At 75.5% G+C, this 14,324-nt stretch carries 13 protein-coding genes; all 13 read right to left on the bottom strand.

The window, feature by feature from the left end; genetic code table 11:
* Positions 1-87 precede the first annotated feature (87 nt).
* The 13 genes from ACU4ZT_RS04035 to ACU4ZT_RS03975 all read right to left on the bottom strand — a co-directional run bounded on the left by ACU4ZT_RS04035 (position 88) and on the right by ACU4ZT_RS03975 (position 14,323).
* Positions 88-1,602, bottom strand: coding sequence for an aldehyde dehydrogenase (NADP(+)) (locus ACU4ZT_RS04035; protein ID WP_414748294.1), 1,515 nt, complete (start codon positions 1,600-1,602; stop codon positions 88-90).
* Positions 1,603-1,630: 28 nt separating this feature from the next.
* Positions 1,631-2,632 carry a proline racemase family protein gene (locus ACU4ZT_RS04030; RefSeq protein WP_445338019.1) on the bottom strand — a complete coding sequence of 334 codons (1,002 nt, stop codon included), beginning with the start codon at positions 2,630-2,632 and terminating at the stop codon, positions 1,631-1,633.
* Between the two features lie 7 nt (positions 2,633-2,639).
* Positions 2,640-3,557, bottom strand: coding sequence for a dihydrodipicolinate synthase family protein (locus ACU4ZT_RS04025; protein WP_270979935.1), 918 nt, complete (start codon positions 3,555-3,557; stop codon positions 2,640-2,642).
* Positions 3,554-5,224: an FAD-dependent oxidoreductase gene (locus ACU4ZT_RS04020; protein ID WP_445338017.1), complete on the bottom strand. Its 1,671-nt coding sequence runs from the start codon at positions 5,222-5,224 to the stop codon at positions 3,554-3,556. The genes ACU4ZT_RS04025 and ACU4ZT_RS04020 overlap by 4 nt, the downstream gene beginning before the upstream one ends.
* A complete protein-coding gene (locus ACU4ZT_RS04015; protein ID WP_270979938.1) occupies positions 5,221-5,622 on the bottom strand; it encodes a (2Fe-2S)-binding protein in 402 nt (133 codons plus the stop codon). Before ACU4ZT_RS04015 ends, ACU4ZT_RS04020 begins: the two co-directional genes overlap by 4 nt.
* Positions 5,619-6,845 (bottom strand): NAD(P)/FAD-dependent oxidoreductase, encoded by a 1,227-nt coding sequence (locus ACU4ZT_RS04010; protein WP_445338015.1) that lies wholly within the window; start codon positions 6,843-6,845, stop codon positions 5,619-5,621. Before ACU4ZT_RS04010 ends, ACU4ZT_RS04015 begins: the two co-directional genes overlap by 4 nt.
* Before the next feature lie 153 nt (positions 6,846-6,998).
* Entirely contained in the window at positions 6,999-7,769 is a 771-nt protein-coding gene (locus tag ACU4ZT_RS04005; protein WP_414763811.1) for a GntR family transcriptional regulator, read from the bottom strand.
* Between the two features lie 19 nt (positions 7,770-7,788).
* Entirely contained in the window at positions 7,789-9,234 is a 1,446-nt protein-coding gene (locus tag ACU4ZT_RS04000; protein WP_445338012.1) for an aminopeptidase P family protein, read from the bottom strand.
* A complete protein-coding gene (locus ACU4ZT_RS03995) occupies positions 9,231-10,538 on the bottom strand; it encodes an alpha/beta fold hydrolase (protein ID WP_445338011.1) in 1,308 nt (435 codons plus the stop codon). Before ACU4ZT_RS03995 ends, ACU4ZT_RS04000 begins: the two co-directional genes overlap by 4 nt.
* Positions 10,535-11,512 carry an ATP-binding cassette domain-containing protein gene (locus ACU4ZT_RS03990; RefSeq protein WP_414748301.1) on the bottom strand — a complete coding sequence of 326 codons (978 nt, stop codon included), beginning with the start codon at positions 11,510-11,512 and terminating at the stop codon, positions 10,535-10,537. The genes ACU4ZT_RS03995 and ACU4ZT_RS03990 overlap by 4 nt, the downstream gene beginning before the upstream one ends.
* Positions 11,509-12,375, bottom strand: coding sequence for an ABC transporter ATP-binding protein (locus tag ACU4ZT_RS03985; protein WP_445338009.1), 867 nt, complete (start codon positions 12,373-12,375; stop codon positions 11,509-11,511). The genes ACU4ZT_RS03990 and ACU4ZT_RS03985 overlap by 4 nt, the downstream gene beginning before the upstream one ends.
* Complete coding sequence (locus ACU4ZT_RS03980; RefSeq protein WP_270979946.1) at positions 12,372-13,364, bottom strand: ABC transporter permease; 993 nt, start codon at positions 13,362-13,364, stop codon at positions 12,372-12,374. Before ACU4ZT_RS03980 ends, ACU4ZT_RS03985 begins: the two co-directional genes overlap by 4 nt.
* On the bottom strand, positions 13,361-14,323 hold the full coding sequence (locus ACU4ZT_RS03975) for an ABC transporter permease (RefSeq protein WP_063070229.1): 963 nt from the start codon (positions 14,321-14,323) through the stop codon (positions 13,361-13,363). Before ACU4ZT_RS03975 ends, ACU4ZT_RS03980 begins: the two co-directional genes overlap by 4 nt.
* Position 14,324: the final 1 nt, after the last annotated feature.

The raw sequence follows: 14,324 nt of genomic DNA, 5'->3' as shown, positions 1-14,324 counted from the left end.
CCAACGCGCTCCCGCGGGGATGCCCGCGGCTTGTGGGAACCCTCAGCCGCGGGCGCCCGCGCGGTCTCGGCGCGCGCTGCCCGGCCCCTAGGCGCGGTGCCCGCGGGCGCTCACCCGCTGCGGCACGCCCCACGGGTTCGCGGTGCGCAGCGGCTCGGGCAGGAGCGCGTCGGGCACGCCCTGGAACGCGACGCCGCGGAGCAGCCGGTCGAGCGAGGCGGTGCCGACGCTCGTGCCGCGGTCGAGCGTGGTGGCGGGCCAGGGCCCGCCGTGCTGCTGCGCGTCGGTGACGGAGACGCCCGTGGGCCAGGCGTCGACGAGCACGCGGCCGGCGCGGGCGGCGAGCACGCGGATGAGGTCGGCTGCCGCATCGGCCGCGTCGCCCGCCTCGGACTCGTCGGCGCCGAGGTGCACGCTCGCGGTCAGCTCGCCCGTGAAGGTGCGCGCGGCGAGCTCGGCGAGGTCGGTGCCCGCGGGGTACTCGACGAGAAGCGCGAACGGGCCGAACACCTCGTGGCGGAGGGCGTCGCCCGCGGCCTCGAAGTCGGCGAGGGCGACGGCCGCGAGGGTGGGCGTCACGGATCCGTCGTCTCCCGCGGGCGCGCGGCCCTCGGCGACGAGGCGCACGCCGTCGACCGCGATCGCGGCGGCGCGGCCTCCCGCGTAGCCCTCCGCGATCCTGGCGTTGAGCATCCCGTGCGGCGCGACGGCGCCGGCCTCCTCGGCGAGCACGGCGTCGAGTCCGTGGCCGGCGGGGATCAGCACGATGCCGGGCGCGGTGCACAGCTGCCCGGCGGATCCGGCGGCGCTCGCCACGAGGGCGCGCGCGATGTCCGCGCCGCGCTCGGCGGCGGCCCGCTCGGTGATGACGACGGGGTTGACGCTGCCCAGCTCGCCGAAGAACGGGATCGGGTCGGGGCGGGCCGCGGCCACGTCGGCGAGGAAGCGTCCGGCGCGGAGCGAGCCCGTGAAGGTGGCGGCGCGGATGCGCGGGTCGCGGAGCACGGCGAGCCCGGCCTCCTCGCCCTCCACCAGCTGGAGCGTGCCCTCGGGCAGCCCCGCGGCGACGAGCGCGGCGGACGCGGCCGCGGCGACCCGGCGCGACAGCTCGGGGTGCCCCGGGTGCGCCTTCACGACCACCGGGCAGCCGACCGCGAGGGCCGATGCCGTGTCGCCGCCCGCGACGGAGAACGCGAACGGGAAGTTCGACGCCGCGAAGTTGAGGACGGGGCCGACGGGCACGAGGTAGCGGCGGAGGTCCGGGCGCGGGGTGGGCGCGGCGTCGGGATCCGCGTGGTCGATGCGCGCATCGAGGTAGCGGCCGTCGCGCACCGCGGCCGCGAGGATCCGCAGCTGCACGGTCGTGCGCGTCAGCTCGCCGCCGAGGCGGCCGGGCGCGAGCGCGGTCTCCCGCTCGGCGACGGGCAGCAGCTCGGGCCGGATCGCCTCGAGCGCGTCGGCGACGGCCTCGAGCGCGCGGGCGCGGACGGCCGGGGCGAGGGCGGCGAGCGGAGCGGCGGCCTCGGCGGCGGCCGCCGCGACGGCCTCCACGGTCGCCGCGACGGCGGGGTCGGTGGTCGCGTCGGTCTCGTGCGGGGTCATGTCTCTCCTCGTGTTCGTGCGCGCCGGTTCAGAACCGGAAGCCGCTCGGGAACGGGTCGGTGGGGTCGAGCAGGTACTGGCCCATGCCGGTGATCCAGGCGCGGCCGGTGATGGCGGGGACGATGGCGGGCCGGCCGGCGACGGTCGTCTCCCGCAGGATCCGCCCGGTGAAGCGGCTGCCGATGAACGACTCGTTGACGAACTCGTCGTCCACCGCCAGCTCGCCGCGCGCCCACAGCTCGGCCATGCGCGCGGACGTGCCGGTGCCGCACGGCGACCGGTCGAACCAGCCGGGGTGGATGGCCATGGCGTGCCGCGAGAGCCGGGCGTCGGATCCGGGTGCCAGGAACTCCACGTGGTGGCAGTGGTCGACGCCTTCTATCTCCGGGTGCGAGGGCGGCGCCTGCTCGTTGATCGCGCCCATGATCGCGAGCCCGGCCTGGACGATCTCCTGCTGGCGCTCCCGGTCGAACGGCAGCCCCAGGCGCTCGAGCTCCACGACGGCGTAGAAGTTGCCGCCGAACGCGAGGCTGTACGGCACGGCGCCGAGGCCGGGCACCTCGATCGTCGCGTCGAGCCGCTCCACGTAGGAGGGGACGTTCTCGATCGTGACGGATGCGGCCCGCCCGTCCTCCACGTCGACGCGCGCGATCACGAGCCCGGCCGGGGTGTCGAGCCGGATGGTCGTGACCGGCTCCTGCACCTCGACGAGCCCGGTCTCCACCAGCACGGTCGCGACGCCGATGGTGCCGTGGCCGCACATCGGGAGGCAGCCGGACACCTCGATGTAGAGGACGCCCCAGTCGCAGTCGTCGCGCGTGGGCGGCTGCAGGATCGCGCCGCTCATCGCCGCGTGGCCGCGCGGCTCCGTCATGAGCAGCAGCCGCAGGTGGTCGAGGTGCTCGATGAGGTGCAGACGCCGCTCGTTCATGGTGAAGCCGGGGATCACGCCGAACCCGCTCGTGACGACGCGGGTCGGCATGCCCTCGGTGTGCGAGTCGACGGCGTGGAAGACGCGGGAGGACCTCATCCGTCGATCATCGTCCGGCGAGGTGGTCGAGCGCGCGGCGCGTGTCGCGCGTGACCTGCTCGGCGACCGCGGCGGGCAGCGGCGCGCGCGGCGGACGCGTGGGGCCGCCCGTGCTCTCGCCGGCCACGTCGATCGACAGCTTGATGGCCTGCACGAACTCGGTGCGCGAGTCCCAGCGGAACACGGGCACGAGGTGCTGGTACAGCGCCTTCGCCTCCTCGATGCGACCGCTCGTCGCGAGCCCGTACAGCTCCACGGCCTCGCGCGGGAACGCGTTCGGGTAGCCCGCGAACCAGCCGACGGCGCCCATGATGAGCGACTCCAGCAGCAGGTCGTCGGCGCCCGCGATGACGTCGAGGCCCGTGAGGTCCTGGATCTCCGTCACGCGCCGGATGTCGCCCGAGAACTCCTTGATCGCCACGACGTTCTCGAGCGCGTCGAGGCGCTGGAGGAGCTGGGGCGTCAAGTCGACCTTGGTGTCGAACGGGTTGTTGTAGGCCATGATCGGCAGGCCCACCTCGTCGACGCGCGCGTAGTGCTCGACGACCTCGTCGTCGCTCGCCCGGTAGAGGGTGGGCGGCAGGAGCAGCACGCCGTCGGCGCCGTCCTCGGCCGCGACCTCGGCCCACTTCTTCGCCTGGTGCCAGCCGACGCCGTGCACGCCGGCCACGACGACGCCCCGCCCGCCGACCGCCTCGACCGCGACCTGCACGACCTTCCGGCGCTCCTCGTCGGTGAGCGAGGAGTACTCGCCGAGCGAGCCGTTGGGGCCGACGCCGCGGCAGCCGTTCGAGATGAGCCAGTCGCAGTGCGCGGCGTACGCGTCGTAGTCGACGGCGAGGCCGGCGGGAGCGGCGGCGTCCTCGCGGAACGGCAGCGTGGTGGCGACGACGACGCCTCCGAGGTCCAGGGCGGGTGCGGTCATGGCGTGTCCTTCCGGTCGGTGGTGCTAGGGGATGCGGGGGTGGTCGGGGGTGCGGGGTCGGGCGGCGGGGCGTCGTCGGGCGGCGGGTCGTCGACGCCGGGGGCCTGATCGTCGACCTCGATGGCCGGGTCGTCGACGCCGGGCGCGGCGAGGGACGGGGGCCCGGCGTCGCGGAGGTCGTAGGCGGCGGCGAGCTCGCCGAGGCGCACGGGCGAGGCGATGGGGCGGCGGTCGGAGCCGGGGCCGAGGGCGGCGGGCGTGGCGGCGGGACCCGCGCCGGGCGCGGATCCGGCGGGCGCGCATCCGGCGGGCGGCGCCTCCCCCGCGAGCAGCTCCTCGACGGTGCGTCCGCACACGCGGCCCTGGCAGATGCCGAGGCCGGCGCGCGTGGCGAGCTTCATCGAGCGCAGGTCGGTGGAGCGCGCGGCGCGGGCGGTGGCCCGGATCCGGCCGACCGGCACCTCCTCGCAGCGGCAGGCGAGCGTGTCGTCGCGCAGCCAGCCGGTCCAGCCGGGGCGGATGCCGTGCGCGGCCTCGATGCGGCCGGCCACGTCGTGCGCGACGGCCCGGCGGCGGACGGCGGGCGCGACGGCGGCGTCGGACGGGGATCCGCCCGCGGCGCAGTGCCCCGCGACCTCGCCCTCCGCGAGCGCCTGGTCCACTCCCCCGATGCCCGTGATCTCGCCCGCGGCGAACACGCCCGCGGGCCCGGCGCCCTGGTCGGCGTCGACCTCGACGAAGCGGTCGGACCCGATGCGGCAGCCCGCCGCGATCGGCAGCTCGAGCCGGGGCGTGAAGCCGTGGCCGACGCACACGGCGTCCACCGCGACCCGCCGCTCGGTGCCCGGGACGGGCGCCCACGACGCGTCGAGGCGCTGCACGGTGACGGCCTCGACGCGGTCGGTCCCGTGCGCGGCGACGACCGCGCTGCCCGTGGCGTACCCGATCCGCTCGCGCGCCAGCACGGAGACGTAGCCGGCGAGCTCGGCGGCCTTGTGCGGCGCGCGGGCGAGGCCGAGCGGATCCCGCAACCAGCCGCGGGCGAGCGACGGCACGCGCGCGGCCTCGTGGATCCCGACCACGCGCGCCCCGGCCTGCACCAGCGACACGGCGACGGGGAGGAGGAAGGGTCCGGCGCCCGCGACGATCACGCGGTCGCCGATCGCGACACGCTCGCCCTTCGCGAGGGCCTGCGCGGCGCCCGCGGTGAAGACGCCCGGCAGGTCCCAGCCGGGGAACGGCAGCGTGCGGTCGTGCGCACCGGTGGCGAGCACGAGCGCGTCCGGGCGGAGGGTCCGGGGCGCGCGACCGGATCCGTCGACCGGGCCGACGAGCACGTGGACGACGGCGGCGGGCGCCGGCGCCTCCACGTCGGCCGAGGGCACCTCGATCGCCCACACCTGCGCGCCCGTCACGATCTCGCAGCCGTCGTCGGCCGCCAGCCGCGCCCGCATCCCGGTGAACGCGTCCCAGCCGTGGTGCAGGATCCGCTCGCGCGCCGCCGGTCGCGACGCCGGGAGGTGCCGCCAGTACTGGCCACCCAGCTCGTCGGACGCGTCGAGCAGCGTGACGCGCGCCCCGCGCGCGCGGGCGGCGACCGCGGCGGCGAGCCCCGCGGGCCCGGCGCCGATCACGACGACGTGCCGCCGGTCGTCCCCGGCGCTCACGAGGCGTCCCCGTCGGTGGCAGGCGCGGCGGCGGCGGCAGACCCAGCGGCGGCCGACCCAGCAGCGGGCCCCGCAGCGTCCGCGTCCGGCACGGTCGCCCCCGGCCCCGTCTCCACGACGTCGCCGTCGACCGCGCGCCGCTGGCAGGCGCGCACGTCGGGCAGCCCGTTCACCGTCACGGTGCAGTCGAAGCACACGCCGATCCCGCAGAAGACGCCGCGCGGTCGGCCGGCGCTCGCGGTCGTCCGCCAGGCGAGCGTGCCCGAGGCGAGCAGCGCGCCCGCGATGGTCTGGCCGCGCAGGCCCTCCACCGGATCCCCGTCCACCGTGAAGCGCACGGCCTCCGCGGGCTCGGGGCGGATCGGGTCGCGCGCCGGATCCACGCGCCGCGGCGTCACGCGCGCACCCCCGCGGAGGAGGGGGACGCGGCCCCGGGCACCGGGGCACCCGGCATGTCCAGCCCGAGCGACGCCCGCGCGACCGAGAACGGCGTGACGTCGAGCGGCGTCGCGGCCCCGGTCATCAGCGCGGCGATGAGGTCGGCCGTCGCGATCGACAGCCCGATCCCGGCGCCCTCGTGCCCGCTCGCGTGCCAGAGCCCCGGCAGCCGCGGGTCGGGCCCGACGACCGGCAGGTGGTCGGGCAGGTAGGGCCGGAAGCCGCCGTAGGAGCGCATCGCGTTCGCCTCGGCGAGGAAGGGGAAGAGCCGCACGGCCTTGGCGGCGAGCTCCTCGAGCACGGCCACGCGCAGCGACGCGTCGAAGCCGACGCGCTCGCGGCTGGATCCGATGAGCACGGTCCCCGACGGCGTCGACTCCACGACGCCCGAGGTCTGCAGCGCCCCGTCGCCGGAGCCGACGGCGCCCACGTAGTCGCCGTCGTAGACCTTGTGGTGGATGCGGTGCGGCATGCGCGTCGTGACCAGCACGACCCCGCGCCGCGGCAGCACCGGCAGCTCCACGCCGAGGGCGCGCGCCACCTCGCCCGACCAGGGGCCGGCCGCGACGAGCACGTCGTCGGCTGCGATGTCGCCCGCGGTCGTCCGCACGCCGCGGAGCGCGCCGTCGGGTCCGAGGACCGGCCCGGTCACCTCGACGCCGGTCCGCACTACGGCGCCGGCCCGGCGGGCGGACGCGGCGAGCGCCTCGGTCGCGATCGCGGGCTGCACCTGCGCGTCCTCGGGGTAGTGCACGGCGGCGGTGATGCCGGGGTTCAGCCACGGCTCCAGCTCGAGCGCGCGGCGCACGTCGACGGGGACCGCGTCGACGCCCGCGGCGCGCTGGGTGGCGGCGAAGGCGAGGAGCGGATCCGCGCCCTCGGCCGTGGTCGTGACGACGAGCCCGCCCTTGGGCTCGTACTCGATGGAGGGGAGCGCGTCGCCCAGCTCCTCGGCGATCTCGGCGGCGACCTCGGGCCAGCGGCGTGCGGCCAGCTGCGCCAGCTCCAGCTCGGCGCCCGGGCCCTTGTCGGAGACGAGGATGTTGCCCTCGCCCTGCGCGCTCGTGCCCGACGCGACGGCGGCCCGCTCGACGACCGTGACGCGGATCCCGGCGCGCGCGAGCGACCGGGCGCAGGCCGCGCCGACGATGCCTCCCCCGACGACCACCACGTGTCGCGTCATGCGGTCCCTGCTCTCACGGGTCATGGCGCCCGATGTCGGGCGACGGGGCGGGTGGCGGTGTCAGTAATATGTCACACATCAGCGACGAGGGGAAGTCGGGACCCGCGATACCCGGCAGACGCGCGCGTCAGGCCCGCGCGTCAGTCCCGCGCGTCAGTCCCGCGCGACGGGTCCGGCTGCCGGATCCACGGCGACCCGGTCGACGTGGCCGCCGCCAGCAGCGTCCCCGCCGTCGTCGCCGTCCCCGGCGTCCGCGTCCTCCTCGCCGTGCCCCGCCCACCAGCCGGTGGCGTGCCGGATGTGCCGCACCATCACCGCGTGCGCCTCCCGGCCGGCCCCGCGCACGAGGGCGCGGAGCAGCTCGTGGTGCTCGGCAGCCGACGCGTCGAGGTGGCTGCTCTCCTTCATCGACGCGAGCCCGACGAGCCGCGTGCGCGAGCGGAGGTCGGCGATGGAGGCCGTGAGCACGGGATTGCCGAGCATGCGCGTGAGGGACAGGTGGAACTCCTGGTCGGCCTCGAGGTAGGCGCGGAGGTCGCCGTCGCGCGCACCCTGCTCGATGCGGTCGGCGAGCGCCTCGAGCGTGGGCAGCGCGTCGTCCGGCACGCGGCCCGCGAGCCGCTCCATGGCGGGCGCCTCGAGCAGCTGGCGCACCTGCACGAGGTGGCCGAGCTCCTCGTCGCTCACGGCCGTGACCCGGAACCCCTTGTTGCGCACGGTCTCGACGAAGCCGCGCTTCTCCAGCTCCAGCACGGCCTCGCGCACGGGCGTGGCCGACACGTCGAAGCGCACCGCGAGCGTCGGCACGGTGATGAGCGTGCCGGGCTCGAGCTCCCCGGAGACGATGGCGGCGGAGAGGGCCTGGTGGACGTGCTCGCGCAGGCTCGCGCGCGGGGGTGCGGGACGCAGGGCCGAGAGGCTCACGCGGGACCTCCTCGGGGTGTCAGGACGGGGACCGCTGCTCCCGCATCCAGGACTCCAGGCCGAGGGCGTCGATCGGCAGCGCGTCCGACAGCACGTCGGACCCCGTCTGCGTCACCACGATATCGTCTTCGATCCGCACGCCGATGCCGCGGAGCTCGGGCGGCACCATCGCGTCGTCCGGCTGGAAGTAGAGGCCCGGCTCCACGGTGAGCACCATGCCGGGCTCCACGAGGCGGTCGTACCCGGCGACGCCGGCGCCCGAGCAGTCGTGCACGTCGAGGCCGAGGTGGTGCCCGATCCCGCACACCAGCCAGCGCCGGTGGTGCTGGCCGGCGGGCGACAGGGCCTCGTCGACCGAGACCGGCAGGAGCCCGAGGTCGTGGAGGCCCTGGGCCACCACCTCCATCGACGCGTGGTGGAAGTCGACGAGCGGACGCCCGGGCGCCACGGCGTCGAGACCCGCGCGGTGGGCGCGCTCGACCACGTCGTGCACGAGCCGCTGCTCGGGCGTGAAGGTGCCGGAGACGGGGATCGTGCGCGTGACGTCGGCCGTGTAGAGGCTGCGCGCCTCCACGCCCATGTCGAGCAGCACGAGCTCGCCGTCGCGGAGCGGGCCGTCGCAGCGCACCCAGTGCAGGATCGTCGCGTGCCCGCCGCCGCCCACGATGGTGGCGTAGCCGGGGCCGTTGCCGACCGTGCGCGCGTGCCGGTCGAACGTGCCCTGCAGCCAGCGCTCGCCGCCGGACGCCTGGGCCCGCGGGATCGCCCGCACCACCTCGGCGAAGCCCTCGACGGTGTCGTCGACCGCGCGGCGGAGCTCCTGGAGCTCCCACGCGTCCTTGATCACGCGCAGCTCGCCGAGCGCCGCCACGAGCGCGTCGTCGCGCGGCACGTCGGCGAGCGCGGAGGGGACGCCCGTGACGGCACCCGCCCGGCGCACGTCGCGGACGCCCGCGAGGTCGCGCGCGATGCGGTCGGGGTCGCGCACCGGGATCCCGAGGGCGCGCTGCCAGTCGGCGTGCGCGGGCGCGGGCCCCACCCACAGCTCGCCGTGGTCGGCGTCGGAGAAGAAGCGCGGGTCGCCCGGATGCGCGGGCGCGGGCACGTGCAGGACGGCGTCGTGGCCGCCCGGCACCGCGTGCATCACGAGCACGGCGCCCTCGACCTGCACCCCCGTGAGCCAGACGAAGTCGCTGTCCGCGCGGAAGGCGTAGCGGCAGTCGTCGTTGCGCGTGGGCGCGTAGCCGCTGACGACCGCCATCGTGACGCCGGGCATCGCGGCGCTCAGGCGGTCGCGGTGCGCGGCCGCCGCCTCGACCGCGCCGGGCACGGTCGGCGGCGTCCGGTCGGGCGCGATCCAGCCGCCGGCCATGAGCTCCCGGAACGCGGGCACCTGGGCGAGCCGCGGCGGGCGGCGCTCCTCGGGGGTGACGCCGGTGGGCGTCTGGGGGGTCGTGTCGGTCATCGGGGGATCCCTCCTCCATCGCGGGCGATCATGTCCATCAGCCGGCCGAGGACGCCGGGCGCCCCCAGGCCGTCGTGCTCGTGCTCGTTCGTGATCCACGCGCGGGCGTTCGCCACGCGCGCGACCGTCTCCTGCTGCAGGCCGGCGTCCACGTACATGTCGTCGTGGTAGATCGCGGCGGCGACGGGCACCTCGTTGGCCGCGAGCCGATCCGGGTCGTAGAGCTCCGGCCAGTCGTCGCGGCGGGCCATCTCCTCGACGGCGCCGCGGAACGGGCGCAGCAGGCGGATCTCCTCGAACATCCAGGGGTACATCATCTCGCCGGTGAGCAGCAGCGGCCGGGCGTCGGGCGAGAACGCCGGGTGGCGGGCGCGCTCCCGCGCGGCCGCCCACGCCGTCGCCGGCCGGGTGCCGGAGGCGTAGATGCTCTCCTGCAAGCCTGCGAACAGCGGGTTCGCCGCGTACGAGGTGAGGCGGAGCACCTCGGCGAGCAGCACGTCGGTGGGATCGCCGCGGTCGTCGAGGGCCTCGTCGAGGAGCGCGTGGATCCGCTCCCGTCCCGGCGCCATGCCGAGGTCGATGCCGAGGGTCTGCAGGCGCCGGACCGTGAGGACGTCGCCGTCGGGCAGCGTCACGTCGCCCGCGGCGAGGCGGTCGGCGAGCCGGGACAGGATCGCCACGTCGCCCGGGTAGCGCGCGTGGTACCCGGCGTTCTTGGCGGCCGTGCGCGGGTAGGTGCGCCGGTACACCTCCTCGGCGTCGGGGTCGAGCGACGCGAGCCCGCCCGTCACGTAGCACGCCGACAGCGCCTCGGGCGCGTGCGACAGGTACGTGAGCGTGAGGAACCCGCCGTAGCTCTGGCCGAGGGTCGACCAGCGGCGGCCGCCCTCCAGGTGCTGCCGGAGCGCCTCCGCGTCCTGCACGATCGCGTCGGCGCGGAACAGTGCGAGGTACCGGGCGGCGGATGCGTGGTCGTCGCCGAACCGCAGCATCGTGCGCGCCGTCACGGGCGTGCTCCTCCCGGTGCCGCGCTGGTCGAGCAGCACGACGCGGTGGGTGCGGAGCGCGTGGCCGATCCACCCGCCGTCATCGACGACCCGCGGCGACTTCCCGCCCGGCCCGCCCTGCAGGTAGAGGAGCGCCGGCAGGTCGTCCGCCCGGCGTCCGGGCGCGACGAGCTCGCGGGCGAACACGGTGATCGTCGGGGTCGGCTCCCCCGCGCGCGCCGCCGCCCAGTCGAGCGGCACCTCGATCTCGTGGTCGGTGACGTGCACGCCGGGGACGGTCGCGGATCCGACGATCACGCGGCCGACCCGCCCGCCGCGCCGCGGCCCGACGCGCGGCGAGCCGCCGCGTCGACGCTCGCCGTGTCGATGCTCGCCGTGTCGAGGCCGGCCGCGCGCCGCGAGGCGAGCCGCTTCCGGTCCCACTCGGGGTCGATGCGCGGCACGGCGTCGAGCAGCGACCGGGTGTACGGGTGCTGCGGCCGCTCGAACACGTCGTCGCGCGTGCCCTCCTCCACGACCTTGCCGGCGCTCATCACGGCGACGCGGTCGGAGAGCTGCCGCACGACGGCGAGGTCGTGCGCGATGAAGACGTAGCTGAGTCCGCGCTCGCGCTGCAGGTCGCGCAGCAGCGCGATGACGCGGGCCTGCACCGTCACGTCGAGCGCGGAGACCGCCTCGTCGCACACGATGAGGCCGGGCTGCACGGCTAGCGCCCGCGCGATGCCGATGCGCTGGCACTGGCCGCCCGAGAACTGCGCGGGGTAGCGCTGCGCGTGGTCGGGGTCCAGGCCCACCCGGTCGAGCAGGTCGCGCACGAGCTTCCCGTGCCCGCCCGGCGTCGTGATGCCCTGGTACCGCAGCGGCGCGCTGATGATCTGCTCCACCGTGTGCCGCGGGTTGAGCGACGACGCCGGATCCTGGAACACCACCTGCACCTGCCGCCGGAACTCGCGGAGGCGCGCGCCGGACGCGTGCGTCATGTCCTCGCCCTTCAGGGCGAAGGTGCCGGAGGTGGGGTCGAGCAGGTGCGCGATGATGCGCGCGGTCGTCGACTTGCCGGATCCGGACTCGCCCACGATGGAGAGCGTCTGCCCGGTCGGCACGTCGAGGTCGACGTGGTCGACGGCGAGGAACCGGCGCACGGGCGGGCGGAGGCCGGGGCCGCCGCGCGTCACGTACTCCTTGGTGAGGCCGCGGGCCGAGAGGAACGGCTCGGGCGCGGCCGGGGCTGCCGGGGTCGGCGCGGCCGGGCTGCTGGCGTGGGTGCTCATGAGGCGGTTCCCGTCGTCGGTCGGTCGTAGGCGGCGTCGATGCGGGGGATCGCCTCGAGCAGCGCGTGCGTGTACGGGTCCTCGGGCGCGGTGAACACGCGCTCCGTGGTGCCGCTCTCGACGCGGTGCCCGCCCTGCATGACGAGCACCTCGTCGGCGAGGGAGGACACGACGGCGAGGTCGTGGGTGATGACGAGCATGCCCATCCCGGTGTCGCGGCGGATCTCGCGGAGCAGGTCGAGGATCTGCGCCTGCACCGTCACGTCGAGCGCGGTGGTCGGCTCGTCGGCGATCAGCAGCTCGGGCTCCAGGCACAGGGCCATCGCGATCATGATCCGCTGCCGCATGCCGCCCGAGAACTGGTGCGGGTAGTGGTCGATCCGCGTGCCGGCCTCGCGGATCCGCACCCGCTCGAGCGCCTCCACCACCACCTGGCGCACGGCCCGGCGGGATCCGCCGCGGTGCGCCCGGTAGGCCTCCTCGATCTGGAGCCCCACCGTGTAGTACGGGTTGAGCGACGAGAGCGGATCCTGGAACACCATCGCCATGCGGTCGCCGCGGAAGCGGCGGAGCTCCGCGTCCGGCCGGCCGACGAGCTCCTCGCCCGCCAGCTTGATGCTGCCGGTCACCCTCCCGCCGCGGGGCACGAGGCCCATCACGGCGAGCGAGGTCATCGACTTACCGGAGCCCGACTCCCCCACGATGCCGAGCGTGCTGTCCGGCTCCACCCGGAACGACAGGTCCTTCACGACCTCGACGGGCCCGCGCGAGGTGGGGAACGCGATGGTGAGGCCCTCCACCTCGAGGAGCGGGGTCCCGGGGACGGCCCGGGCGGGCGGCTGGTGCGGTGCGGTGGCGGTCACGCGGTGATCCTCACTCGGGGGTCGAGCACGGTGTACAGCACGTCGACGACCACGTTCCCCACCACCACGAAGGCCGCGGCGAGGAGCGTGACGCCCATGATGACGGGCTGGTCGTTCTTGGCGATGGAGTCGGCCGCGAGCTTGCCGACGCCGTTGAGGCCGAAGACCTTCTCGGTGATCACGGCGCCGCCGAGCAGCCCGGCGAAGTCCATGCCGAACAGGGTGACGACGGGCGTGAGCGACGGCCGGAGCGCGTGTCGGCGGATCACGAGCGCCGCCGGCAGGCCCTTGGCGCGCGCGGTCCGCAGGTAGTCCTCCTGCAGGGTGTCGATCACGTTGGCCCGCACGATGCGCGCGTAGATCGCCGCGTAGCCGAGCGCGAGCACCAGCCACGGCATGATGTACGACTCCAGCCAGCCGACGGGGTCGTCCGAGAACGCCACCGCCTCCGGGAACGGCAGCACCTGCAGCTGCACGACGAGCACGTACTGCAGGAGCAGCGCCGCGAAGGTGATCGGCACGCTGATCCCGGTGAGCGCCGCCGCCATCGCGGTCCGGTCCCACACGCTGCCCTGGCGGATGGCGCTGACGAGGCCGCCGGCGACGCCGAACACGAGCCAGAGGACCGCCGCGCCGACCGCGATCGTGATGCTCACGGGGAGGCGGGACAGCATCAGGTCGAGCACGGACTGCTGCGTCTGGAAGCTGAAGCCGAGGCAGGGCGCCGAGCACTGGATCGCCGTCGGGCCGTCGCCGTAGGTGCGGCCCGTGAAGATGCCGGCGATGAAGTCGCCGTACTGCGCCCAGAACGGCCGGTCCAGGCCGAGGAGCTGGCGGATGGAGTCGATCTTGTCCGGCGTGCAGGTCTTGCCGCAGATGGTGACGGCGGGGTCCGGCTGGAGCAGGAAGAAGATCATGTAGGTGAAGAGGCTGATGAGCGCGAGCACCACCAGGGCCGCGCCGGCCCGGCGGATCAGGTAGCCGATCATGCCGCCTCCCCCTGCTCGAGCGCGGTGCGGAGGTGGTCACCGAAGACCGTGAACGCCAGCACCGTGAGGAAGAGGAACGAGCCCGGCACGATGAAGTACGCGGGGTCGACCGTGTACCAGTTCACCGAGTCGGCGATCATCTGGCCCCACGACGGCGTCGGGGGCAGCACGCCGACGCCGAGGAAGGACAGGCCCGCCTCCGTGCCGATGTACCCCGGCACCGCGAGCGTGGCCAGCACGATGATCGTGCCGCGCAGGTTCGGCATCACCTCCCGGAAGATCACGCCCATCGAGGAGGCGCCGGACGCCCGGGCCGCCTCCACGAAGTCGCGCGTGCGGATCGTCATGGTCTGGCCGCGCACGATGCGGGCCGTGTACGGCCAGCCGAAGACGCTGAGCGTGAGGACGAGCAGCGCCGGCCGGCTGCCCGCGGGCAGCGCCGACAGGATCGCGATCATGAAGATCAGCGCCGGGAAGGCCATGAGGAAGTCCATGACCCGCGACACGACCTGGTCGACGATGCCGCCGAAGTAGCCGGCGACCATGCCCGCGATCACGCCGACGGTCGTGGTGACGATCGTGGCGGAGACCGCGATGAGCATCGAGACGCGGGCGCCGTAGGCGATGCGGGCGAAGATGTCGCGCCCGTTCTGCGGCTCCACGCCGAACCAGTGCGAGGCGCTGACGCCGCCGAACGGGCCGATGGGGAGGCCGCCGAGGACGGGGTCCACGGCCGTCGCGTCGAAGGTCGTGGGGCCCCAGCCGGTGATCCCGGACAGGAGCGGCGCGAACACCGCGAGCACCAGGACCAGCACGACGAACACGACGCTGGCGATGACGGACGGCTTCGACCGGAGGGCCTGGACCACCCGCTTGGCCGGCGTGACGGCGGGCGGCCGTCCCGTCGGGTACGGGGATGCCGAGTCGGGCACCGAGGCGCCCTGCAGCGTGGCGGTCACG

Source organism: Clavibacter davisi (assembly GCF_052751415.1).
The sequence above is the reverse complement of the archived record's forward strand: the minus strand, read 5'-3'. Positions and strand labels throughout refer to the sequence as shown.